General features: G+C 37.0%; 19 protein-coding genes and 1 rRNA gene. 9 read left to right on the top strand and 11 right to left on the bottom strand.

Annotated elements, in window-relative coordinates:
• Nucleotides 1-66: 66 nt before the first annotated feature.
• Nucleotides 67-1956, bottom strand: a complete 1890-nt coding sequence (mnmG, locus tag GG9_RS02315; RefSeq protein WP_005632212.1) for a tRNA uridine-5-carboxymethylaminomethyl(34) synthesis enzyme MnmG — start codon at nucleotides 1954-1956, stop codon at nucleotides 67-69.
• Nucleotides 1957-2463: 507 nt separating this feature from the next.
• Between mnmG and GG9_RS02320 the strand changes: the two genes are divergently transcribed.
• Nucleotides 2464-3141, top strand: coding sequence for a cation diffusion facilitator family transporter (locus tag GG9_RS02320; protein ID WP_005632210.1), 678 nt, complete (start codon nucleotides 2464-2466; stop codon nucleotides 3139-3141).
• Nucleotides 3142-3165: 24 nt separating this feature from the next.
• The gene (locus tag GG9_RS02325; RefSeq protein WP_005632208.1) at nucleotides 3166-3558 is read left to right on the top strand and encodes a MerR family transcriptional regulator; all 393 of its coding nucleotides are present in this window, start codon (nucleotides 3166-3168) and stop codon (nucleotides 3556-3558) included.
• An 86-nt stretch (nucleotides 3559-3644) separates the two neighbouring features.
• Here GG9_RS02325 and cpdB read toward each other — a convergent pair whose 3' ends face one another.
• From cpdB to pepE, 4 genes are all read right to left on the bottom strand, one after another.
• A complete protein-coding gene (cpdB, locus tag GG9_RS02330; protein ID WP_005632207.1) occupies nucleotides 3645-5618 on the bottom strand; it encodes a 2',3'-cyclic-nucleotide 2'-phosphodiesterase in 1974 nt (657 codons plus the stop codon).
• 92 nt (nucleotides 5619-5710) lie between these two features.
• Nucleotides 5711-6982 (bottom strand): M20 family metallo-hydrolase, encoded by a 1272-nt coding sequence (locus GG9_RS02335; protein WP_032825128.1) that lies wholly within the window; start codon nucleotides 6980-6982, stop codon nucleotides 5711-5713.
• A gap of 70 nt (nucleotides 6983-7052) precedes the next feature.
• The gene (dcuC, locus tag GG9_RS02340) at nucleotides 7053-8348 is read right to left on the bottom strand and encodes a C4-dicarboxylate transporter DcuC (RefSeq protein WP_005632205.1); all 1296 of its coding nucleotides are present in this window, start codon (nucleotides 8346-8348) and stop codon (nucleotides 7053-7055) included.
• A gap of 17 nt (nucleotides 8349-8365) precedes the next feature.
• On the bottom strand, nucleotides 8366-9070 hold the full coding sequence (gene pepE / locus GG9_RS02345; protein WP_005632204.1) for a dipeptidase PepE: 705 nt from the start codon (nucleotides 9068-9070) through the stop codon (nucleotides 8366-8368).
• 122 nt (nucleotides 9071-9192) lie between these two features.
• On the opposite strand from pepE, the gene GG9_RS02350 reads away from it, so the two are divergent.
• Nucleotides 9193-10428: a Zn-dependent hydrolase gene (locus tag GG9_RS02350; RefSeq protein WP_005632203.1), complete on the top strand. Its 1236-nt coding sequence runs from the start codon at nucleotides 9193-9195 to the stop codon at nucleotides 10426-10428.
• A gap of 36 nt (nucleotides 10429-10464) precedes the next feature.
• On the opposite strand, the gene GG9_RS02355 is transcribed toward GG9_RS02350, so the two are convergent.
• From GG9_RS02355 to GG9_RS02370, 4 genes are all read right to left on the bottom strand, one after another.
• Nucleotides 10465-10932 carry an Lrp/AsnC family transcriptional regulator gene (locus GG9_RS02355; protein ID WP_005632202.1) on the bottom strand — a complete coding sequence of 156 codons (468 nt, stop codon included), beginning with the start codon at nucleotides 10930-10932 and terminating at the stop codon, nucleotides 10465-10467.
• A gap of 93 nt (nucleotides 10933-11025) precedes the next feature.
• Complete coding sequence (locus tag GG9_RS02360) at nucleotides 11026-12555, bottom strand: YfcC family protein (RefSeq protein ID WP_005632201.1); 1530 nt, start codon at nucleotides 12553-12555, stop codon at nucleotides 11026-11028.
• 105 nt (nucleotides 12556-12660) lie between these two features.
• Nucleotides 12661-13593: a carbamate kinase gene (arcC, locus tag GG9_RS02365; RefSeq protein ID WP_005632200.1), complete on the bottom strand. Its 933-nt coding sequence runs from the start codon at nucleotides 13591-13593 to the stop codon at nucleotides 12661-12663.
• A 9-nt stretch (nucleotides 13594-13602) separates the two neighbouring features.
• Nucleotides 13603-14607 carry an ornithine carbamoyltransferase gene (locus tag GG9_RS02370; RefSeq protein WP_005632198.1) on the bottom strand — a complete coding sequence of 335 codons (1005 nt, stop codon included), beginning with the start codon at nucleotides 14605-14607 and terminating at the stop codon, nucleotides 13603-13605.
• A gap of 365 nt (nucleotides 14608-14972) precedes the next feature.
• On the opposite strand from GG9_RS02370, the gene hcp reads away from it, so the two are divergent.
• The 4 genes from hcp to crcB all read left to right on the top strand — a co-directional run bounded on the left by hcp (nucleotide 14973) and on the right by crcB (nucleotide 19067).
• Nucleotides 14973-16625 (top strand): hydroxylamine reductase, encoded by a 1653-nt coding sequence (hcp, locus tag GG9_RS02375; RefSeq protein WP_005632197.1) that lies wholly within the window; start codon nucleotides 14973-14975, stop codon nucleotides 16623-16625.
• Nucleotides 16626-16728: 103 nt separating this feature from the next.
• Entirely contained in the window at nucleotides 16729-17751 is a 1023-nt protein-coding gene (gene hcr / locus GG9_RS02380; protein WP_005632196.1) for an NADH oxidoreductase, read from the top strand.
• 111 nt (nucleotides 17752-17862) lie between these two features.
• Complete coding sequence (locus GG9_RS02385; RefSeq protein ID WP_005632195.1) at nucleotides 17863-18681, top strand: Cof-type HAD-IIB family hydrolase; 819 nt, start codon at nucleotides 17863-17865, stop codon at nucleotides 18679-18681.
• Nucleotides 18681-19067, top strand: a complete 387-nt coding sequence (crcB, locus tag GG9_RS02390) for a fluoride efflux transporter CrcB (RefSeq protein ID WP_005632194.1) — start codon at nucleotides 18681-18683, stop codon at nucleotides 19065-19067. Before GG9_RS02385 ends, crcB begins: the two co-directional genes overlap by 1 nt.
• Here the strand turns inward: crcB and recX are convergent.
• Both recX and recA read right to left on the bottom strand, forming a co-directional pair.
• The gene (gene recX / locus GG9_RS02395) at nucleotides 19064-19522 is read right to left on the bottom strand and encodes a recombination regulator RecX (RefSeq protein WP_005632193.1); all 459 of its coding nucleotides are present in this window, start codon (nucleotides 19520-19522) and stop codon (nucleotides 19064-19066) included. The two genes, crcB and recX, sit on opposite strands and share 4 nt — an antisense overlap.
• A gap of 79 nt (nucleotides 19523-19601) precedes the next feature.
• Entirely contained in the window at nucleotides 19602-20666 is a 1065-nt protein-coding gene (recA, locus tag GG9_RS02400; RefSeq protein WP_005632192.1) for a recombinase RecA, read from the bottom strand.
• A gap of 387 nt (nucleotides 20667-21053) precedes the next feature.
• On the opposite strand from recA, the gene tfoX reads away from it, so the two are divergent.
• Nucleotides 21054-21707 carry a DNA transformation protein TfoX gene (gene tfoX, locus GG9_RS02405; protein WP_005632191.1) on the top strand — a complete coding sequence of 218 codons (654 nt, stop codon included), beginning with the start codon at nucleotides 21054-21056 and terminating at the stop codon, nucleotides 21705-21707.
• Nucleotides 21708-22002: 295 nt separating this feature from the next.
• A 16S ribosomal RNA gene (locus GG9_RS0108855) occupies nucleotides 22003-22911 on the top strand; the annotation flags it as partial.

Below are 22911 nucleotides of genomic sequence, written 5' to 3'. Positions count from 1 at the left end.
TTTAATTTGTAATATAAAAAATACGGTGAAAATTCACCGCACTTTTACATTTAAATTAAGAAAACATTATTCCCCACGCTTCAGCATGCCTTGTTTTTTCAAATTAACCAGAATAATTGAAATAGCAGCAGGCGTTATACCTGAAATTCGGCTTGCTTGTCCAATGGAAACAGGACGATGCTGTTCCAATTTCGCACGTACTTCATTAGATAAACCAGACACTTTGCTGTAATCAAAGTTAGCTGGAATAGCTGTATTTTCGTGGCGTTTTTGTTTTTCAATTTCTTCTTGTTGATGCTCAATATAGCCTTGATACTTAATGGCAATTTCCACTTGTTCTACGGCTTCTCTATCTTCCATTGCTGGTTTGTATGGCGTTAAAGAAGTCAAAATATCATAGGTCATTTCTGGACGGCGCAATAAATCTTCACCGCTAGCTTCACGCACAAGTGGGCTGCCAAGTACTTTATTGGCTTCTTCTAAATATTCAGAACGCGGATGTAACCAAATGCTGCGTAAGCGTTGGCGTTCCTGTTCAATATTTTCCATTTTTTGATTAAAGCGCGCCCAGCGAGCATCATCAATTAAACCTAATTCATGAGCTATTGGCGTTAAACGAATGTCTGCATTGTCTTCACGTAGTAATAAACGGTATTCAGCACGAGAAGTGAATACGCGATACGGTTCTTTAGTACCAAGCGTACAAAGGTCATCAACCAATACGCCAGTATAAGATTGATCACGGCGTGGATACCATGCATCCTTCTCTTGAACATAAAGACCTGCGTTAATCCCAGCCAATAAACCTTGTGCCGCTGCTTCTTCATAACCCGTTGTACCGTTAATTTGACCTGCAAAGAATAAACCTGAAATAGCTTTTGTTTCTAACGTTGGTTTTAAATCACGTGGATCAAAATAATCATATTCAATGGCATAACCTGGTTTAATGATGCGAGCTTTTTCCAAACCTTTCATAGAATTCACAATACCCATTTGCACGTCAAACGGCAAACTGGTAGAGATCCCGTTTGGATACACTTCGTTACTGGTTAAGCCTTCTGGTTCCAAATAAATTTGATGTGAATTACGATCCGCAAAACGCATCACTTTATCTTCAATGGATGGACAATAACGTGGACCGATCCCTTCAATCACACCAGTATACATTGGACTGCGATCCAAATTATTACGGATCACTTCATGAGTTTGTTCATTGGTGTGGGTAATGTAACAAGGAATTTGTTGTGGGTGATCATCCACTGATCCCATAAAAGAGAATACAGGCAACACCGCATCACCATGCTGTTTAGCTAAAATATCAAAATTGATCGTACGCGCATCAATACGCGGTGGTGTACCTGTTTTAAGACGATCTACACGTAATCCGAGATCTCTTAATCGATGTGAAAGATTTACAGAAGCAGGATCCCCAGCTCGACCACCTTCATAGTTTTCCAAACCTATGTGGATCTTACCGGCTAAGAAAGTACCTGCAGTTAATACCACTGATTTAGCACGAAAAGTTAATCCCATTTTTGTGCTAACGCCTGTAACTCGATCTTGCTCAATTAGAATATCTGTCGCCTCTTGTTGGAAAATATCTAAATTAGGTTGATTTTCTAATGCTGTACGAACAGCTTGACGATATAGAACTCTATCAGCTTGAGCTCGAGTAGCACGCACTGCTGGGCCTTTACTGTTATTTAAAGTACGAAATTGGATCCCTGCTTTATCTGCAGCATGCGCCATTAAACCGCCCATTGCATCTACTTCTTTTACTAAATGACCTTTACCGATCCCTCCAATTGCAGGGTTACAAGACATTTGCCCTAAAGTATCTACATTATGCGTTAATAAAAGGGTTTTTAATCCCATTCGAGCTGGTGCAAGCGCAGCTTCTGTACCCGCATGACCACCACCGATCACAATCACATCATAAGTTTCAGTGTAAAACATATCTATCTCTATTATTTGTTCGGATCAAAAAATTGGCGCTATTTTACAGAAATTTAAAACACCTGACAAAAAAAGAATGGATCTATTGATCCTTTCAAAGATCACGTTTGTATTAGTAAATAAGATCTCTTTTTATATATAAAGATTTTATTATTGTTACTATTAAGATCCTTTGTGGTTGTGAGTAACCTTATTCGATCCTTATGGAAACAGGTGTTATATGATCCAAAGATCTTGTGAAAATGCGATCATTTTCTTTAAAAATCTTGTGTGTAAAATGGAAAGTTATTAACAATTTTATTTTTGCTCAAAGTTACCAAGTGAGTAAAAACAGTTTTATGACAGATTATTTATGAGTTATCCACAGATAAAAATGAATTTTTATTGAAATCCCTATAATTTAGTTTTTTTAAACAATTAATTTTATTAAATATATGTTTTATGGTTTGACTTTGTAGTTACTACAGGTTTTATGCTTCCTTCAAATCAAATAGTAAAGGAAGCAAAATGAAAAAAATTTCTACAGTACAAAATAATCTCCCTAAAGAATATCAGCAGCATGCATCTTGCCCTCATAGTCAAATCTCTAAAAATAAAATAGTATTAGGCATTAGTTTTGCAATTATTACCTTTTATATGGTTGTTGAATTTCTAGGGGGATATTGGTTTAACAGCCTTACTTTGATGGCTGATGCTGGGCATATGGCAAATGATAGTTTATCTATTTTTTTAGCATGGATTGGGTTATTTTTAGGTCTAAAATGGCAAAAATGGTTCGCTTTAATCAATGGAATTTCATTAGTTTGGGTCGCTATTTGGATTTTTATCGAGGCTGTAACACGTTGGCAGGCTCCAATAGAAATAGCCGCTTTGCCAATGTTAGGCGTAGCTTTACTAGGGTTTGGGATTAATTTGTTGGTAGCTTTTATTATGCTAAAAAGTAATCGCCATAATTTGAATATTCGTGCAGCGTATTTGCATGTTTTAGTAGATTTATTTGGTTCGGTTGTTGCTATTATTGCAGGAATCTGTGCTTGGTGGTTAAATTGGCAGTGGGTTGATGTAGTCGCTAGTGGTATTTTAAGTCTTTTTGTCTTATACAGCGGTATTTCCATAGTTTCTAGAGCTGTTAAATCCTTGTATGATAGTAATACACATTTTTTATTAGATGATCATTCTCATTAAAGTAAAAAATTGCTTGAGGAAATAATGAAAATTAGTGAATTAAGTAAATCTACGCATACTAATATTGAAACTATCCGCTACTATGAAAAGCAAGGAGTATTGCAGCCACCTAAGCGATTGGCTAATGGTTATCGACATTATGATGAAGAAAGTGTAGAACAATTAAAATTCATCAAAAAATGTCGAACGTTGGGTTTCTCTTTAGAGAATATTAAGGTACTCAATCGTATTAAATTTAGTATGAAAGATCATTATCAAGCAGATCAATTAGTACTTAATCAACTGATTCAAGTGGAAAATAAAATATCTCAATTATTAGAAATTAAAGCTTTTTTGCAGTCCATTGTTACCGAAAGTGAACATAATGAAGAGGAATGTAAAGCAATAGAAGGATTGAAAAGCGAATGCAATTTGTAAAAATACTCAAAAATTTGACCGCTCTTTAGGAAGAAAAAATGCCGCCTAAATTTTAATTTTTAGACGGCATTTTATTTTCCTAATTATTATTTAGATAAATCAATTTGATACACTGCAAAACCGATTTCGTCAGTACCCACTTGTTTCATCGGATATTGTGCTTTTTCAGCGATAAATTTCGCCGCTTGTTCGCTTGGCGATGTTTCAAAACGGACATCTAATTTATCGTTACCTGTGATAGGCACAAAACGCCAGTTTTTATCCGCATTTGGATTGACTGAACCCTCTTTCTCACTGGTTGCTTTAATATAATCAGCCAAAATTTGACGGCTTTCATCAGGCGAAGCGTAAACAATATGTTTATCACCAGTACCTGGGAATTTATTGCCGTAAGCACGATAGTTATTCGTTGCAATCAAAAATTCTGCTTTTGGATCAACTGGTTTACCTTGATAGGTTAAATTTACTACGCGATGTGATTCTGGATTGATCAATTTACATTCACCATCATAACGTGCAGGTTTGGTTAGATCGTATTCGTAATTGACCCCATCAATCACATCGAAGTTGTAAGTGCGGAAACCTTCCCAATCAATTAATGATTGAGGTTTGTCACTTGCAGGGTCAATTTGTTTAAACATACCAGCACTACATTCTAACCATTCTTTTAATTGTTCGCCTGTCGCTTTAACAACCACTAGCGTATTTGGATAAAGGTATAAATCTGCCGCATTACGGAAAGTTAATTCACCTTTGTTCACTTCGGTATAGCCCGTTGGATCATTTTTACGACCACCCGCTTTAAATGGTGCACCTGCACTTAAAATAGGTAAGCCAGCCATTTCTGCCACACTGGATGCCACTTTTTCAACGTATGCTTTTTGTGCTTGGTTTACAATTTGAATGGTTGGATCATCTTGCACTAATGCAAGGTAACTATACATATTGTCTGTAGCTTTGCCGATAGGTTGAGACACAAACTTACGTGTTGCCTCGTGAACTGGTGCTAAAAGAGCGGTTATTTCTGGGTCATTTTTTGCAAGTGCTTTTTTGGTTTCTACATCATAAATTGGACGAAGCACCGCTTTGCCTGAAGTCACAATCCATTTACCTTTGTGTTCTGTTAAACCTAAATCTACCACACTGATATTATTTGCCCAATAGCCAGCCATACTTTCTGGTACACCTTTTACTGTACCATTTACGATGTCTGCATTTGGTGATTTTGCAAATTCTTTATTTGGGAATAAACGGTGTGAGTGTCCAAAAATAACCGCATCAATATGTGGAACGTCTGCCAAATAGAATGCCGAGTTTTCAGCGCCTTCTTTGTATGGTTCATCAGACGGGCCAGTGTGAGCTAATGCAACGATAATATCAGCCCCTTTTTTCTTCATTTCAGGGACATATTTTTGTGCTGTTTTTACAATATCGCGGGTTTCCACTTTGCCTTGAAGGTTCGCTTTATCCCAAACTATAATTTGTGGCGGTACAAAACCGATATAACCGATTTTTAATTTATGTGTTTTGCCATTATTATCCACCACCGATTTTTCTTGAATGACATAAGGTGTGAAATAAGGTTCTTCTGTCCCTGCTTTTACTACGTTAGCATTTACAATCGGGAATTTAGCTTGTTTGATGGCATCTGCAAGATAATTGAGACCATAGTTAAATTCGTGGTTACCTAATGTACCCACTTCATAATTCATCGCATTTAAACAATCCACCGCAGGGTTAGATTTACCCTCTTTATAGCCTTGTGCAGCTTGATAGTCTGCAATTGGATTACCTTGAATTAGGTCACCGTTATCTACTAATACACTATTTTTTACTTCAGCACGTGCTTGACGAATAAGGCTTGCCGCACGAGTAAAACCGAATTTATCGGTTGGTGCATCTTTATAATAGTCAAAATCGGTCAAGAAACTATGAATATCTGTTGTTGCCACAATGCGTAGATCAACATCGCTCTTTCCTTTTGCTATCGCAAAACGGTTTGCACTTAATGCAAGAAGACTGGTCGCACCAATTTGAATAAAATGACGTCTATTAATCATTGAGTTTTCCTTATAAGGTGAGTAGATACTGCCTTTATTCTAAGAAAAATAGAGGATTCTTAAAAGAAAGGAATAAAAATATTTTTATTTAATTAAGCTAATAATCTTTGTACTAAAGAAGTATAAATATTAACCCCAGTAAGCAATTGATTTTCATCAAAATCAAATTCAGCTTCATGATGACCTGCTGTGCGATCTGCTCCAAGAATGAAGTAAATAGCTTTACCTCCGTGTTCTTGTACACGTCTACCTAAAATAGTCGCATCTTCACTTGCATTGAAAGCATAATCTGAATTTACGTTATTTATTTGTGGTTGTTCAAGGGATATTTCTTCGATCAGTTTTATAAGTTCAACATCATTATTCATATCCACGGCTTCACCTACAATTTCAGTTTCATATGCGACATCAAAACTTATGGAGATACCTTTGGCTATTTGCATGACTTGTTCAGTCATGTATTCATTAATTGCTTTATTTTCTCCCCGCACTTCTAATTGTAATTCAGCGGAGGATGGAATGACATTTCGTCCTTCACCCGCTTTTAGCACACCCACATTAATTCTTGTCATGCCTTCGCCATGGCGTGCAATACCATGAAGTTGAGTGACTGTATGCGCTGCAGCTAATAAAGCATTACGACCTAAATGGGGCGCAGCACCTGCGTGTGCAGGTTTACCTTTATAGCGAATATCAATTTTTGTGGTGGAAAGAAAATTTCTTGGATTAGCAATAACTGTGCCTGTATTCGCGCAAAAACTAATGTGTGAAGAAGCAAAATAATCTGCATCATCAATTATGCCACTTTGTGCAATGGCTGCTGCACCACGAACACCTTCTTCTGCTGGTTGGAATACAATTTTTACTTTTCCAGTGAGTTTATCTTTGTTCTGAGCGATCCATAATGCAACGCCTAAACCTATTGTAATATGTGAATCATGTCCACAAGCATGCATAAAACCATCGTTAATTGAGGCAAAACCTTCTTTATTTGGAATATGCTCGGGTGAGCAAGTTTCCGTTACATTCACACAGTCGATATCAAAACGTAACGCAATAGTTTTTCCTGGTTTACCTGAATCAAATAATGCTACACAACCAGTGTACCCTTCCATTTTTTCGAGCCATTTTTCATTGGCTCCATAGGCTTTTGCATTAGCTAAGCCTTTATCTACTACGGCTTGTTTTCGTCCACGAACAAAGTCCGGATTTATAATTTGTTTGCCAAGAAAAATTTTAAAACAACCTAAGTCTTCCAAGTAATCCGCAATGCGAGAAGTTGTCCAAAATTCACTCCAACCAATTTCTGGAAAATGATGAAATTCACGACGCCATTTAACAAGTTGATTTAAATCTAAGTTCATTTTTTTCTCCTTTAAAAGTCTATAAAAACAGACCGCACTTAAATAAAGTGCGGTCAATTTTTTACTATTTCTACAACATAAATAATGCTAAGAATAAAACAGCAAGTATCATGCCTGGTGCGGTACGTTTTACCATTTCTACTGGGCTTACCATCGCAAGGCCTGCACAAACAATGGTTACACCCGCAATTGGTGAAGCTGTACGACCGATTGCACCGGCAATAGCTGCTGCCATACCAAGATTTACGTGAGTGTAGCCGAGTTCTACAGCATGTGGCGTGACGGCTGTGTTAAAGGCAATCGCTGCTGCATCGCCAGAGCCTGTAATTAAACCCATTAAGAATGGTCCAATTGTTGCACCCCAACGTACAAATTCGTTGGATTCTTTTAAGAAAGAAATTGCAGCATCCACTGCGCCCGTAGATTTTAATCCTGCTACAAATACACTGGCTGCAATGATGATACCAAGTACGTTTGCATAAGAATTTCCCATACCATTGAAAAATTCTTCAGTGATTTTTACTGGGGAAATACGAGTGACGATAATGCCGTAAATTGCGCCAATAAGCATCGCTTGAGGCACACCCATTTTAGTCCATTCAAGACCCGGTACTTGTTGTAATGACGTTCCACCAATCACTAAAATAACTAATGGTATTAATGGTGCAAGGGCATAAAGTACATTGACGCCTTTAACAACTTTAATTTCACTTTCTTTTTGTTCTGCAAGATAAGCTTGGCGATGTTGTTCACCATAATCTTTAAAAACAAGCGCAAGAATTGTTAAAACAACCGCACCTATTGCTCCCGCAATCATGTTATATGGAGCATGTGAAAGGTTTACTTGAGTGATAGTTAAGCCTGACATTTCACTAATCATTGCTGAGTGAGAAGAACCCGGACTCATCATTGATCCAAAAGTACCTGCTAAAATAGCTGCACCAGCAGTAGCTGGTCGAACACCCGCACTTTTTAAAACGGGAATTAATGTTGCGCCAACCGCAGCAGCACAACCAGCAGCAGAAGGAATAGCAATATTGATGAAAAAGGTAATGACGGTTGCAATTGGAATTAAGAAGAATTTTAATCCGCTTAATGGTTTGGTAAGTAAATGCACTAGATGAGTATCACATTGAGTGTATTTCATTACATAAGCAAAACCCATACTGGAACAGATAGCCATAATTAATCCGCCAGATGTCATACTTTTGGCAAAAGCATCTAATGCACCCATTGGATTCAGCGTTAGAATGGACATTATTAAACCGACACCAATCAAAACAGTTCGGGTTTCGGCTTTTTTAATCAGAAAATAAATTGTGGCAATAATGCCAATCACTGCAACGATGGATTTAAATAATTCCATTATATGTTCCCTTTAAGTTAATAAGAAAAAGTTGTATTGATGTCAAATGTGCCACATTCCATATTTTCACTGAAGCACAAAATAGGATTTTCACCTAACACAGTTGCCATTTCATTTTGTATATGAAGCGCAGAACCTTCAGGTAAGGCATATACAAATGCAGTTGGATTAACGAGTAAAAATTCTTCCAAACGTTCTTCTCGACTTTCACCATTGTGGCCTTGCATTTTACCTGAAATAAAGTGCGGATTAATTTGATGAGGAAAAAGTTGTAATGCTTGAAATGAAGGAGGATAAGTAATTGGCATATCATTCGTTGTCATAATAGATGCGCCAGCTACATTGGCCCCAGCACTCCAACCAAAATAAGGTGTACCGTTATTTACTTTTTCACGAATGATATCAATCAAATTGTGTTCATAAAGCTGTTTTAACAAACAAAATGTATTCCCGCCGCCAATAGCGATGACATCTGCTTGTTCAATGATATCTCGATGTTGTTTACCATGATGAACGGAAACAATATTCATCCCTAAATCAGAAAGTGCATTTTGCACAGTTTTTTCATATTCATCAAAAGTGCGGCGTACCCCAGCATAAGGCACAAAAGCAATTGTTTTACCACGATAATCAGTCAGGAAATTTTGTAACCAAGGTATGGTGTGTTCTAGATAATCTGTGTTCTTGTATTTTGAGCTACTGAGCAGTAACATGTTTTTCATTTTTTACTCCTTTTTAGAGGCATTTAACAATACCGATATTACGCTTAGAAAAGGTTAATTTTCAACGAAAAATTATTATTGTTTGACGAATATCAAAAAATAAACCGTATCAGGAGAAAACTATGTCAATTAATCTTAATCGTGTTCAAAATTTAATTGAAAAACTGGCTTTTATTTCATCAGTACCAAACGAGCTGACTCGCTTAGCTTTTACAGAGGAGGATGAAAAGGCCCATAATATGATTATTGAGTTATGTAAAGAATATGATTTGTCTATTCGTCGAGATTCAATTGGAAATCTTTTTATTCGTAAGGCAGGTAAAGAAGATTTTTTACCTACAGTTGCATTCGGTTCTCATATTGATACTGTTGTGAATGCTGGTAAATTTGATGGTCCTTTGGGATCTGTTGCTGGGTTGGAAATTCTTTTGCAATTGTGTGAACAGAATATTAAGACTCGTTATCCTTTAGAATTGATAATTTTTACTTGTGAAGAATCGAGTAGATTTAATTTTGCTACATTGGGTAGTAAAGTTATGTGCGGCATAGTAAATCAAGAAAAATTAAGTTCATTACGTGATAAACAAGGAAAGGGTTTATCAGAAGCTATGGCTGAAGTAGGAATGAATTTTAATTTGGTTAATCAAGCAAAACGTGATGCAAAGGAATTTAAATGTTTTTTTGAACTTCATATAGAACAAGGTCCTCGTTTAGAGAATGAAGGAAAAACAATAGGTGTTGTGACAGGTATTGCTGCTCCGATTCGTGTAATTGTTAAAATTAAAGGACAAGCAGATCATTCAGGAGCAACAGCAATGCATTATCGTCATGATGCATTGTTAGGAGGAGCTGAATTATCACTTGCTATTGAGCAAGCGGCTATTCAAGCTGGACATTCTACAGTAGCCACAGTAGGTAATATTACAGCTAAACCAGGAGTAATGAATGTTGTGCCAGGATATTGCGAATTATTAGTAGATATTCGAGGTACACATGTACAAGCTAGAGATTCTGTATTTGAATTATTACAAGAGGAAATTAGTAAAGTTTCAGAAAAAAGAGGATTATTAATTGAGTTACAACTTATTTCAAAAGATAATCCAATAGTATTACCTGAAAATATGGTAAATCAAATAGCTGAAACCGCTCATTCCCTTGGTTATTCTTACGAAATAATGCCAAGTGGTGCAGGACATGATGCCATGCATATGGCAACACTTTGTCCAACAGGTATGATTTTTGTTCCATCTCATTTGGGAATTAGTCATAACCCTCTTGAATTTACTGATTGGAAAGATATAGAGGCAGGAATTAAAGTTTTACAAAAAGTTATATTAGAACAGGCTGAAGTTTGTTAATTGTTATAAAAACTCGTATCAATAATACGAGTTTTTTTATAAAGGCAACTCAGTTGTTGATTTGACCGTTTTTAGAGTAACTTCTGATTTTAAGGTTTTAATGCCAAGCCTAGAATTAAGATAGGTGGTTTTAATGTGGTTAAATTCTTCTAAATCTGATACACAAAGTTTCAGAAGAAAATCGAAAGTTCCTGCCATAAAATGACATTCGATGATCTGTGGGATTAATTTTACCTCAAAAATAAACCGCTCTTTTAATTCAGGATCTTCTTCAAAGAAAGAACCTAATGCATAAACGATGAGATTACAGTTTACTTTTTTAGGATTTAACAAGGCTACATAGTTATCAATTACGCCACTTTCTTCTAAGTGATTCACTCGACGTAAACAAGCTGAATTTGAAAGTCCTATTTCGTTAGCCAGTTCATTATTTTGTAATCGACCATTGCGTTGCAATGCTTTAAGAATACGGGTATCGATATTGTCGAAGCGTTTTTTAAGCATAGTAAATCCTTTTTATGCTAACAAAAAAGATAACTTATTATAAAAGAAACCGCCTAGAAAAACTGTGATCTAGGCGGCAATTTGACTAATTAGTTAAACACTATATAAAGATACTTGTACTACCAATAAAATGGAACCAATTAGCAATAAGCATCCAATCATTGGCATGACGAATTTAACCCATCTATCAAATGGAATATGCAACATTTGGAGTGTCACCAAAACTAATCCTGTCGGTGCCAAGAATAGCATTGCATATTGTCCCCAGTTGTAAGCGGAAACTACGATATCGCGTGGAATACCCACTGAGTCAGCAAGTGGCGCCATAATTGGCATTGAAAGTACGGCTAAACCAGAAGAAGATGGTACGATTAAACCTAGGAAAATAAATACGACTAATTGGCCTAAGATGAATACGCTACCTGGCATACCACTAACCACATTAGACATATAATCAAGGATAGTGTCAGAAATCATACCTTGTTCAAGCACTAAGTTCACTCCACGAGCAAGACCGATGATTAAGGACACGCCTACTAATTCTGATGCACCTTCAGTGAAGGATTCCACAATATCTTTTTCAGACAAGCCACTAATAAACATAATGATGATAGTAATGGCAAGGAAAGATGCAGCCATTTGAGGGAACCACCATCCGCCAACCATTACACCCCAAATCATAATAGGGAATGCGATGCAGAAAAGCGTTAAGATTAATTTGCGACGAGCTGAGAATGCAATAGTTGCATTTGGATCAAAGTTCTTCATATAACGTTGGCGAAATTCTTCGCGATCGTCATAAGTGAAAGAAAAACTTGGGTCAGCTTTGATTTTTTTACAGTACCAATAAAGATATGCGATTACGCAAGTTGCACCTAAAGCTAAACCTAGAGCACGGAAACCAATACCTTCAGTAAATTGAATACCAGCTGCATTTGATGCAATAACAACGGAGAATGGGTTAATTGTAGAGAATGCCGTTCCCATAGATGAAGCAAGGAATATTGCCCCTACGCAGACTATCGCATCATATCCCAGAGCCAAGAATACCGGCACCAGAATTGGATAGAATGCCACGGCCTCTTCTTCAATACCGCATGTTGTGCCGCCTAACACCATTAAGACGGATACGCTGAATACAATAAAAAACTCATTACCTTTGGTTTTTTTTGCGAGAGCCATCAAACCAGCATTAAAAGAACCGGTTCGGTTAATAACACCAATCATACCCCCCAATACGAAGATAAAGACCATAACATCAACGGCTTCAATGGTGCCTTCCACCATACTTTTAGTGATGTCTTCAATACCTTTGTGGTGTTGTTCTACACGTTGATAGGTGCCTGGAATAGCGATTGGTTTTTTGATCACGCCTTCGGTGAAGTTGGAGAGTTTAATTTTGATATTTAGATTATCAAGAGTGTCTGTTGTGGCGGGATAAGTTTTATCGTCAACGCCGTAAGCTTTGACTACAAAAACATTATCAGTGGAATTATATGTTAATTTTGAATATGAACCGGATGGAATTACCCAGGTCAATCCAACAGCGAGAATTAATATTGCAAATAAAATGGTAAACGCTGATGGGAAATTAAACGTTTTCTTCTTTTTGGACGCATCCATAGCGAGCTCCTTATGTTTAACGTTTAAAGTGCGGTTGGTAAAAACATCGGTTAAACTGACCGCACTTTTTACTTTGAGAATGATTTCTCAAAGTTCTTTTATTATTTAAGCATAATAGGATATGCCTTCAGCTTTTTTCGTAATACGAGTACCAGCTTTGCCTTTTACAATGTCCACAATATCAGATAAAGAGCCTATTACGGCATCTTTTCCTGTTTGTTTCGCAAAGTTGATCGCGGCTTGTACTTTCGGCCCCATGGAACCTGCAGCGAAACCAAGTTCTGAAATGGCTTCAGGTGATGCAACAGAAATTGCTTTTTGAGTTGGTTTACCCCAATCTACGAAAGTTGCAGAAACGTCAGTTGCGATGATAAATAAATCCGCATCAAGATTTTCCGCAAGTAAAGCTGAACATAAATCTTTGTCGATAACGGCTTCAACACCTTGTAAATTATGGTTTTCATCATAATAGGTCGGAATGCCTCCGCCCCCCGCACAAATTACGATACTGCCTTTTTCAAGCAACCATTTGACCGGACGAATTTCAAAAATACGTTTTGGCAATGGACTTGGCACAACGCGACGATATTTATCACCATCTTGTGCGATAGACCAATTTTTTTCTTTTGCCAAACGTTCAGCTTCTTCTTTCGTATAAACAGGGCCAATTGGTTTAGTTGGATTTTTAAAGGCTGGGTCGTTGATATCAACTTCTACTTGAGATAATAAAGTTGCAAATGGCACTTCAAATGGAACTAAATTACCGAGTTCTTGTTGAATCATATAACCAATCATTCCTACTGATTCTGCACCTAATACATCTAAAGGATAGGTTGGTACATCAGTATAGGCAGCGCCTTGTAAGGCGAGCAAACCCACTTGTGGGCCATTACCGTGTGCAATTACTAATTCATTATTTGGCCAAATTTTAGCAATTTGCTCACAAGCAATGCGAACATTTTGTCGTTGATTTTCGGCTGTCAGCGGCTCTCCGCGTCGTAATAACGCATTACCGCCTAATGCAATCACTATTCTCATACGTTCTCCTTATGCCAAACTTGCTACCATTACCGCTTTAATTGTGTGCATACGGTTTTCTGCTTGTTCAAATGCAATGTTCATTGGCGATTCAAATACATCTTCAGTCACTTCAATACCATTAGCTAATTCAGGATATTTTTCAGCAATTTGACGACCAACTTTGGTTTCACTGTTATGGAAGGCAGGTAAGCAGTGCATAAATTTCACTTTTGGATTACCAGTGCGTTTCATTAATTCAGGTGTGACTTGATAAGGAAGTAATAATTTAATGCGTTCGCCCCAAGTTTCTAATGGTTCACCCATTGAAACCCACACATCAGTATGGACAAAATCTACACCTTTCACCGCTTTGTCGATATCTTCAGTTACAGTAATACGAGCACCACTTTCTTTCGCAAATTTTTCGCACATTTCAACAAGGCTTACTTCTGGTAATAAAGCTTTAGGTCCGCAAATACGAACATCCATACCTAATTTAGCACCAATTAATAAAAGTGAATTACCCATGTTATTGCGTGCATCCCCAATATATACATAGCTAATTTCGCTTAATGGTTTGTCGCAATGTTCAATCATGGTAAGTACGTCGGCAAGCATTTGTGTTGGGTGGAATTCATCGGTTAAACCATTGAATACTGGCACACCAGCATAATCAGCCAATTCTTGAACGATACTTTGTTTAAAGCCACGATATTCAATGCCATCATACATTCTGCCTAATACGCGGGCGGTATCTTTCATACTTTCTTTGTGGCCAATTTGGGAGGAGTTAGGGTCGATGTAGGTGACTTGAGCGCCTTGGTCATGAGCGGCGACTTCGAATGCACAGCGTGTGCGGGTGGAGGTTTTTTCAAAGATGAGCGCGATATTTTTGCCTTTTAATTTTTGTTGTTCTGTGCCTGCATATTTGGCTCGTTTCAAATCTCGGGAGAGATCTAAGAGATATTTAATTTCACGTTCTGTGTGATGAACAAGACTAAGTAAATGTCTGTTTTTCATATTGAAAGCCATAATAATCTCCTTGTGTTTTGACTATCCATTGGGGAATAAACATACATCATTCGAGATACTGCTTGTTGTTCGAACAGTTGCATTATAAGAGAAATAAAATGAAATTTGTTATCGTTTTTCAACTGGTAATGCCAATATATGAAATTTTATTGCGTGGTTTTTAGTATTGTTAGAATTTGTGTTCTTTCAAATAAAAATAGATTAACTCGTTATTGGTGTTAGCTTAATCTAGATCAAGCAAATTCTAATTAATCAAATTTCCTTTTGTATCTGCAAGAAAAAAGGTTTTATCATTCTTTTATAAATCTGAATGATTTTATCGGGTTTATAACGAAACTTTCTATTCTAATCAAAAGGACTTAATTATGTACTGCGTACAATGCGAACAAACAATGCGCACACCCGTGGGTAACGGTTGTAGTTACTCTCAAGGAATGTGCGGTAAAACTGCGGAAACTTCTGATTTACAAGACCTCCTTGTTGCAACTCTGCAAAGCTTATCTGCTTGGGCTATTCAAGCGAGAGATTTAGCTATTATCGATAATGAAATTGATGCTTTTACGGCACAAGCATTTTTCTCTACCTTGACTAATGTAAACTTTGATTCTCAACGTATAGTTGAATATGCGCAACAAGCCATCGCTTATCGTGATAATTTAATGAAACGTTGCCGTACACTAAATCCAAGTATTGATATAAACCATCCATTGGCTCATTTACAGCTTGAATCCGCAACGATTTCTGATTTAACAAAACAAGCTGCGAATTTTGCCCTAAATTCTGACCGCACTTTGATTAGGGAAGAAGTACACGGCGTGCGTATGCTTTGTTTATACGGTTTAAAAGGTGCGGCTGCTTACATGGAACATGCCCATGTTTTAGGTAAATTTGATAATGAGGTATATCGTCAATTCCATGAGTTTATGGCGTGGCTAGGAACGAATCCAAGCGATCTAAATGAATTGTTAGAAAAGGCGCTTGGCATCGGTAATATGAATTTTCAAGTAATGAGTTTATTAGATGCGGGTGAAACAGAAGCATTTGGTCATCCTGTTCCAGCAACAGTAAATGTGAAGCCTGTAGCAGGAAAATGTATTTTAATTTCTGGTCATGATTTAAAAGATTTAAAAGCACTTTTAGAACAAACGGAAGGAACAGGGATAAATATTTATACTCATGGTGAAATGTTACCTGCGCATGGTTATCCAGAATTGAAAAAATACAACCATTTGGTTGGTAACTATGGAAGCGGCTGGCAAAATCAGCAGAAAGAATTTGCCAAATTCCCTGGCCCCGTAATTATGACGTCTAACTGTATTATTGATCCTAATGTTGGTAATTACGCAGATCGTATTTATACCCGTAGTATTGTGGGCTGGCCTGGTGTAACGCACATTGAAGATCGTGATTTCAGTCAAGTTATCGCGAAAGCGCAAGAAATGGCAGGATTCCCTTATGATGAATTAGAACACAAAATTACAGTTGGGTTTGGTCGTCAAACTTTATTAGATGCTTCAGATGCGGTGATTAATCTTGTTGCTGGTGGAAAATTACGTCATGTTTTCTTAGTGGGCGGTTGTGATGGCAGCAAAGGTGAACGTAGCTATTACACTGATTTCGCTCGTCAAGTACCGGAAGATTGTGCGATTTTAACTTTAGGTTGTGGTAAATATCGTTTTAATAAATTGGATTTTGGCGCTATTGATGGGTTACCTCGCTTGTTAGATGTTGGGCAATGTAATGATGCGTATTCTGCGATAATGCTTGCTGTAAATCTTTCACAAAAACTGGGTATTGGCGTTAACGAATTGCCATTAACACTTGTGCTTTCTTGGTTTGAACAAAAAGCTATTGTTATTTTGCTTACCTTATTGGCGTTAGGTGTAAAAAATATCTATACAGGGCCGACTGCTCCAGCATTTTTAAATGATAATATGATGGCATTATTAAATGAAAAATTCGGTTTGCGCGGTTTGACAACACCTGAACAAGATATGGCAGAAGCTTTAGCTAAATAACATTTCATAGAAAAGTGCGGTCGATTTTTTAATTTGTAGTATTAGCTTTATAAACATTTTAAAAATCCACCGCACTTTTTTCTATCTTCAAAGAGAAAATTCTATGTCAAATAATCAGAATCCGTTGTGTTATAACGAAATGCAGGTGCATTCTATTCATCAGGAAACTGATGATGTTTATACAATTGAATTAATAGCACAAGATTTTTACCCTTATGAGCCTGGTCAGTATGCTTTAGTAAGTATTCGTAATACACCAAATATTGTACGAGCTTATACGCTATCGTCTACGCCAGGAATGAGCCGTTTTGTTACTTTAACCGTTCGTCGTATTAAAAATGGAGTTGGTTCTAATTGGATTACATCCGAAATTAAAGAAGGTGATCAAATTTGGCTATCTGATCCAATGGGTAAATTTACCTGTACCCGCATTGTAAGTGATCGATATTTACTTGTGGCTGGTGGATGTGGCGTTACGCCAATCATGTCTATGACTCGCTGGTTATTAAAAAATAAACCGGGTGTAGATGTGGTTGTATTCTACAGTGTCCATTCGCCTAAAGATGTTATTTTTAAACGAGAATGGGCGTTACTGAAAGAACAATTTCCACAGTTAAAACTATTTATTAATGCTTCTGTTGATGCGGATGATGGCTTTATAGCTGGACGTTTAAATAGTCAAATGTTATCTGACCTTGTACCCAATATAGCTGATTATACAGTGCTTACTTGTGGCCCAGAGAGCTACATGAGTGATTTACGAGCGATGACAGAATCCCTTGGTATCCCATCTGAGCGTTTCTTTTTAGAGCAATTTCATTCTTCAGCAGAAAATTGTATGTTAGATAATAGTAAACAAGTGACGCTTTCTATTACTAATCCAGTACCTCAAACTTTTTCTGTACCTGTTGGAAAAACATTGTTAGCTGCTTTGGAAGAGCATAAAGCACCGATTATTGCCGCTTGTAGAGAAGGTATTTGTGGTTCTTGTAAAACTTTAGTGGTGAGTGGTGATTATGAAGTGAGTTCAAACGGACCGCTGACAGAAGATGAAATTAAACAAGGTTATGTTTTAGCTTGCTGCTGTCAAATGAAAGGAAATATATCAGTTGATTTAATGCCTTAATCCTTAATAAAGTGCGGTTATTTTTATTACGTTTTTTATACATTGATCTTAGACAAGGGCAATTTGTATATTTAGTGATATGATAACCGCAAATTATTTTTTGAGGTTTTTATGAATTTACCTTTTCGAGCAATGGTGTCTGATTTAGATGGCACACTTTTAACACCTGAACATTTAGTCGCAGATCTTACCATTGATACGCTGAGAGCATTAGAGCAAAATGGCGTGGATATCATTTTGGCAACGGGGCGTAACCATACTGATGTGTCATCCATTCTTGGAAAAATTGGTGCGGAACGAGCGGTTATGATTACATCAAACGGTGCTCGTGTATGGGATTTACAGGGTAATTTGCTTTATAGCAACAGCTTGCCTGAAGAATTAGTTCTCGAGTTTTACAAAACGCCATTTGATACTTCCAAAGTATGCATGAATAGCTATCAAGATGAAGGTTGGTTTACTAATAAAGATATTCCTGCAATGCGTCAGTTCCACAAAGAATCTGGATTTGATTATAACGTTGTCGATTTCTCTAAACATCATGGACGTGGGACAGAAAAAGTTTTTTTTATTGGTAAAACTCCTGAGGATTTAGTTGAAGTAGAAACTTATTTACGAGATAAGTTTGGTGACGTAACGACAATTGTTTATTCTGCATTAGCTTGTTTGGAAGTAATGAATAAGAATGTTTCAAAAGGGGATGCATTAAAACATTTACTTGAATCACGCGAGTATGAGTTAAAAGACTGTATTGCTTTTGGTGATGGAATGAATGATGTAGAAATGCTTTCTTGGTCTGGTAAAGGCTGTATCATGCAAGATGCAGATATTCGTTTAAAAAAAGCTTGTCCAGAGTTAGAAGTTATTGGCTCAAATAAAGAAGAATCAGTCGCTCGTTATTTGCGAACTGAATTTGGATTAGATTATTAATGCAGGCATTATTATTCATAAGTTGTGGTGCAATATTAGGCGCGTCATTGCGTTGGGCTATAGGATTGCTATTTAATCCTTTATTTTCCTCATTTGCTTTTGGGACTTTAATCGCTAATTTGCTTGGTTGTTTAATTATTGGTTTATTACTTGGGCTTTTTTGGCAATTTCCACAAATTAGTGCTGAATGGCGATTATTTTTAATTACTGGTTTTTTAGGATCGCTAACCACATTTTCTTCTTTTTCTTCCGAAGTTGTGGAATTATTTTTTAATGACAAGTGGTTAAATGGATTTTGTGTATTGACAATGCATTTATTCGGATGTTTAGCTATGACTGTGTTAGGCATTTGGATATATAAAATTTGTTCTCAACTTTTACATTAATCCCATTCACTTTGGTTTTGCCCAATTAAATCAGCAAATTCATCGCTACGAAATCCGTGTGATAGCATATATTGCCAAATTTTTTGTTTCATTTTAGGTGTTTGTTGTTCGTTGTAATTTGGGAATTTTTTACGTAACAAGTTCTCAGCTATTTCATACCAATCAATTTCTGATTCGATTAAAACTTCATTAATAATATCAGAAGACACACCTTTTAATTGGAGTAATTCTTGTCGAATTCGTCCTAAACCATAACCTTTTTGCACGCGTGAATTTAGATAATTTTCTGAAAAACGACGATCGCTTTGCCAATTTTTTGCCTGGCATAAAGATAATGCATCATCAATTTCTTCTTCCGAAAAGTTCTTTTCCTGCATTTTATTGCGGAGCTCGAATTCACTATATTCTCTGCGAGAAAGAAGATTAACTATGTAATTAAAAGCAAGGGATGACAAGGAATGATTCCTTTATTTTTATTGAGTTGATATAAAGTGCGGTTAAAAATGACCGCACTTTTGGCGTTGATGATTTGATTTATTCAAAATCACTTTCTGATTCTGAACTATTTTCAGATTGTTCAATGTCAGCCATTAAAGCTTGTTCTGGATTAGCCACTAATTCTGTGCGTAAACGAGCTTCTAATTCATCTGCTTTTTCTGGATTTTCATTGAGCCATTTCATTGAGTTAGTTTTACCTTGGCCAATTTTTTCTCCATTATAGGCATACCATGCACCTGATTTCTCTACAAGCTTGTGTTTTACACCAAGTTCTAATAATTCCCCTGCTTTTGAGATACCTTCGCCATAAAGAATTTGGAAATCTACTTGACGGAATGGTGCCGCTAGTTTGTTTTTTACTACTTTTACGCGGGTTTCATTTCCAATAATATTTTCGCCATCTTTTACAGAACCTGTACGACGAATATCCAAGCGAACTGAAGAATAGAATTTTAATGCATTACCGCCAGTGGTGGTTTCAGGGTTACCAAACATCACACCTATTTTCATTCGGATTTGGTTAATAAATACAACTAAACAGTTTGCATTTTTAATTTGGCCAGTAAGTTTACGTAAAGCTTGTGACATTAAACGAGCTTGTAGCCCCATATGGGAATCACCCATATCCCCTTCAATTTCAGCTTTTGGTGTCAGTGCGGCAACGGAGTCCACAATAATTACATCAATTGCGCCAGAGCGAACCAATGCATCGCAGATTTCAAGTGCTTGTTCACCATTATCTGGTTGAGAAACAAAAAGTTCTTTTACATCTACCCCAAGTTTTGCTGCATAAATAGGATCAAGGGCGTGTTCTGCATCAATAAATGCACAAGTTTTCCCCGCTTTTTGCGCTTGAGCAATGACGGAAAGAGTTAATGTGGTTTTACCTGATGATTCAGGCCCGAAAATTTCTACAATTCGACCCATAGGTAAACCACCAATTCCTAGTGCAACATCTAAGCCAAGTGATCCAGTAGAAATAGATTCTACATCCAACGTTTTGGTATCACCTAATTTCATAATTGAGCCTTTACCAAATTGTTTTTCGATTTGCCCTAGTGCAGCCGCTAGAGCTTTTTGTTTTTCTTCTTGAGTCGCCATAATTAAAATCCTGTTTGAATGTTCAATTTTTTGTGATTATATCTGTATTGATGTACAGGTCAAGAAAAATATTTATATTTGTGAAATGTATGAGATCTGTATTCCAAAGAAAGTAGATCAAAACCTTAAAATGAGGAGGTTATGATAAAAGCTTGTTAATTAAACTTTTTTGGTTAAATTACATACAAAATATAATGGTAAGAAAATTTTTAAATATAGTATATTTATATATAAACCAATTGTTTACATAAAAATAAATTTCAAATTTACGATCAGCTTCACAAATCTGAAATTTATTCTTAGTAAGATGAAAAACTTCATGATATAAACCAAATCAGAAGTACTTCTACTGACTCTTTTAAAATAATTATTCATTGGAGGTTTAATATGAATATAAAGGATGAGCATATAGATAGTGTTTGCTCTATATTAGATCAGTTGGTAGGAAATGTTACCTTTAAAAATCTTTTTACAGGTTACGGTTTGTTTCACAAGGAAGAGACAATGTTTGCCATTTGGCAGAATAAAAAACTTTATCTACGTGGTGAAGATGAACTTGCTATTCAATTAAGTAAATTAGGTTGTGAACCATTTACAACAAATGAGTTGAATAAGCGATTTGTACTTTCTCAATATTATGCACTTTCAGATCAGGTGATGCGTAATAATATGTTGTGTAGAAAGTTGATTATTCTTTCTATTCAGCAAATTCGCAATCAGAAGTTAGATCGTACTTTAAGAAAGCTAAATAGATTAAAGGATTTACCCAATTTAACTATCAAGCATGAAAGAGCGCTAATAAAAGTTGGCATTACTGATGTTGCTATGCTAAGAGAAATTGGTGCAGAAAATTCATTGGTAGAATTAAAGAAAAGCGGTAGCGGAGCAACTTTAGATTTTTATTGGAAGTTAGTATGTGCTTTGCAAAATAAAAATAGTCAATTTTTAAGTCAATCGGAAAAAGAGCGTTTATTAAAGAAATTAAACGAAATTTTGAGAAAGAATGGCTTGAAAGGCTATAGAAAATTAGATGACGAATAAAATTTGTTCATTCAAATAATTTTTTGCAAAAAGTACTTGCAAGGGATTTGAAAATCCCTATAATGCACCGCACACAACGACGCACTGTTGTGAAATATTTAAGTTTACAAGTGCGTCGTTGTTTTTTGCTCTTTAACAATGTATCAGACAATCTGTGTGGGCACTTGTTGATTGACTTGTTTTAAAATATTTTTTAATTTTGAAGTCTTAATAGGTGCTTAACTGAAAATTCATCATTACTTTTTTAACTAGTATTTTTATTTATAGCTAAGCAGTTTATTGAGCGATTGAACTTGAATTGAAGAGTTTGATCATGGCTCAGATTGAACGCTGGCGGCAGGCTTAACACATGCAAGTCGAACGGTAGCAGGAGAAAGCTTGCTTTCTTGCTGACGAGTGGCGGACGGGTGAGTAATGCTTGGGAATCTGGCTTATGGAGGGGGATAACGACGGGAAACTGTCGCTAATACCGCGTAATATCGAAAGATTAAAGTGTGGGACCTTCGGGCCACATGCCATGAGATGAGCCCAAGTGGGATTAGGTAGTTGGTGGGGTAAAGGCCTACCAAGCCTGCGATCTCTAGCTGGTCTGAGAGGATGGCCAGCCACACTGGAACTGAGACACGGTCCAGACTCCTACGGGAGGCAGCAGTGGGGAATATTGCGCAATGGGGGGAACCCTGACGCAGCCATGCCGCGTGAATGAAGAAGGCCTTCGGGTTGTAAAGTTCTTTCGGTATTGAGGAAGGTTGATGTGTTAATAGTACATCAAATTGACGTTAAATACAGAAGAAGCACCGGCTAACTCCGTGCCAGCAGCCGCGGTAATACGGAGGGTGCGAGCGTTAATCGGAATAACTGGGCGTAAAGGGCACGCAGGCGGTTATTTAAGTGAGGTGTGAAAGCCCCGGGCTTAACCTGGGAATAGCATTTCAGACTGGGTAACTAGAGTACTTTAGGGAGGGGTAGAATTCCACGTGTAGCGGTGAAATGCGTAGAGATGTGGAGGAATACCGAAGGCGAAGGCAGCCCCTTGGGAATGTACTGACGCTCATGTGCGAAAGCGTGGGGAGCAAACAGGATTAGATACCCTGGTAGTCCACGCTGTAAACGCTGTCGATTTGGGGATTGGGCTTAAAGCTTGGTGCCCGTAGCTAACGTGATAAATCGACCGCCTGGGGAGTACGGCCGCAAGGTTAAAACT

This window comes from Haemophilus haemolyticus M19501 (genome assembly GCF_000222025.1).
Lineage (GTDB): Bacteria > Pseudomonadota > Gammaproteobacteria > Enterobacterales > Pasteurellaceae > Haemophilus > Haemophilus haemolyticus_G.
This window is presented reverse-complemented; position numbering and strand designations above follow the sequence as displayed.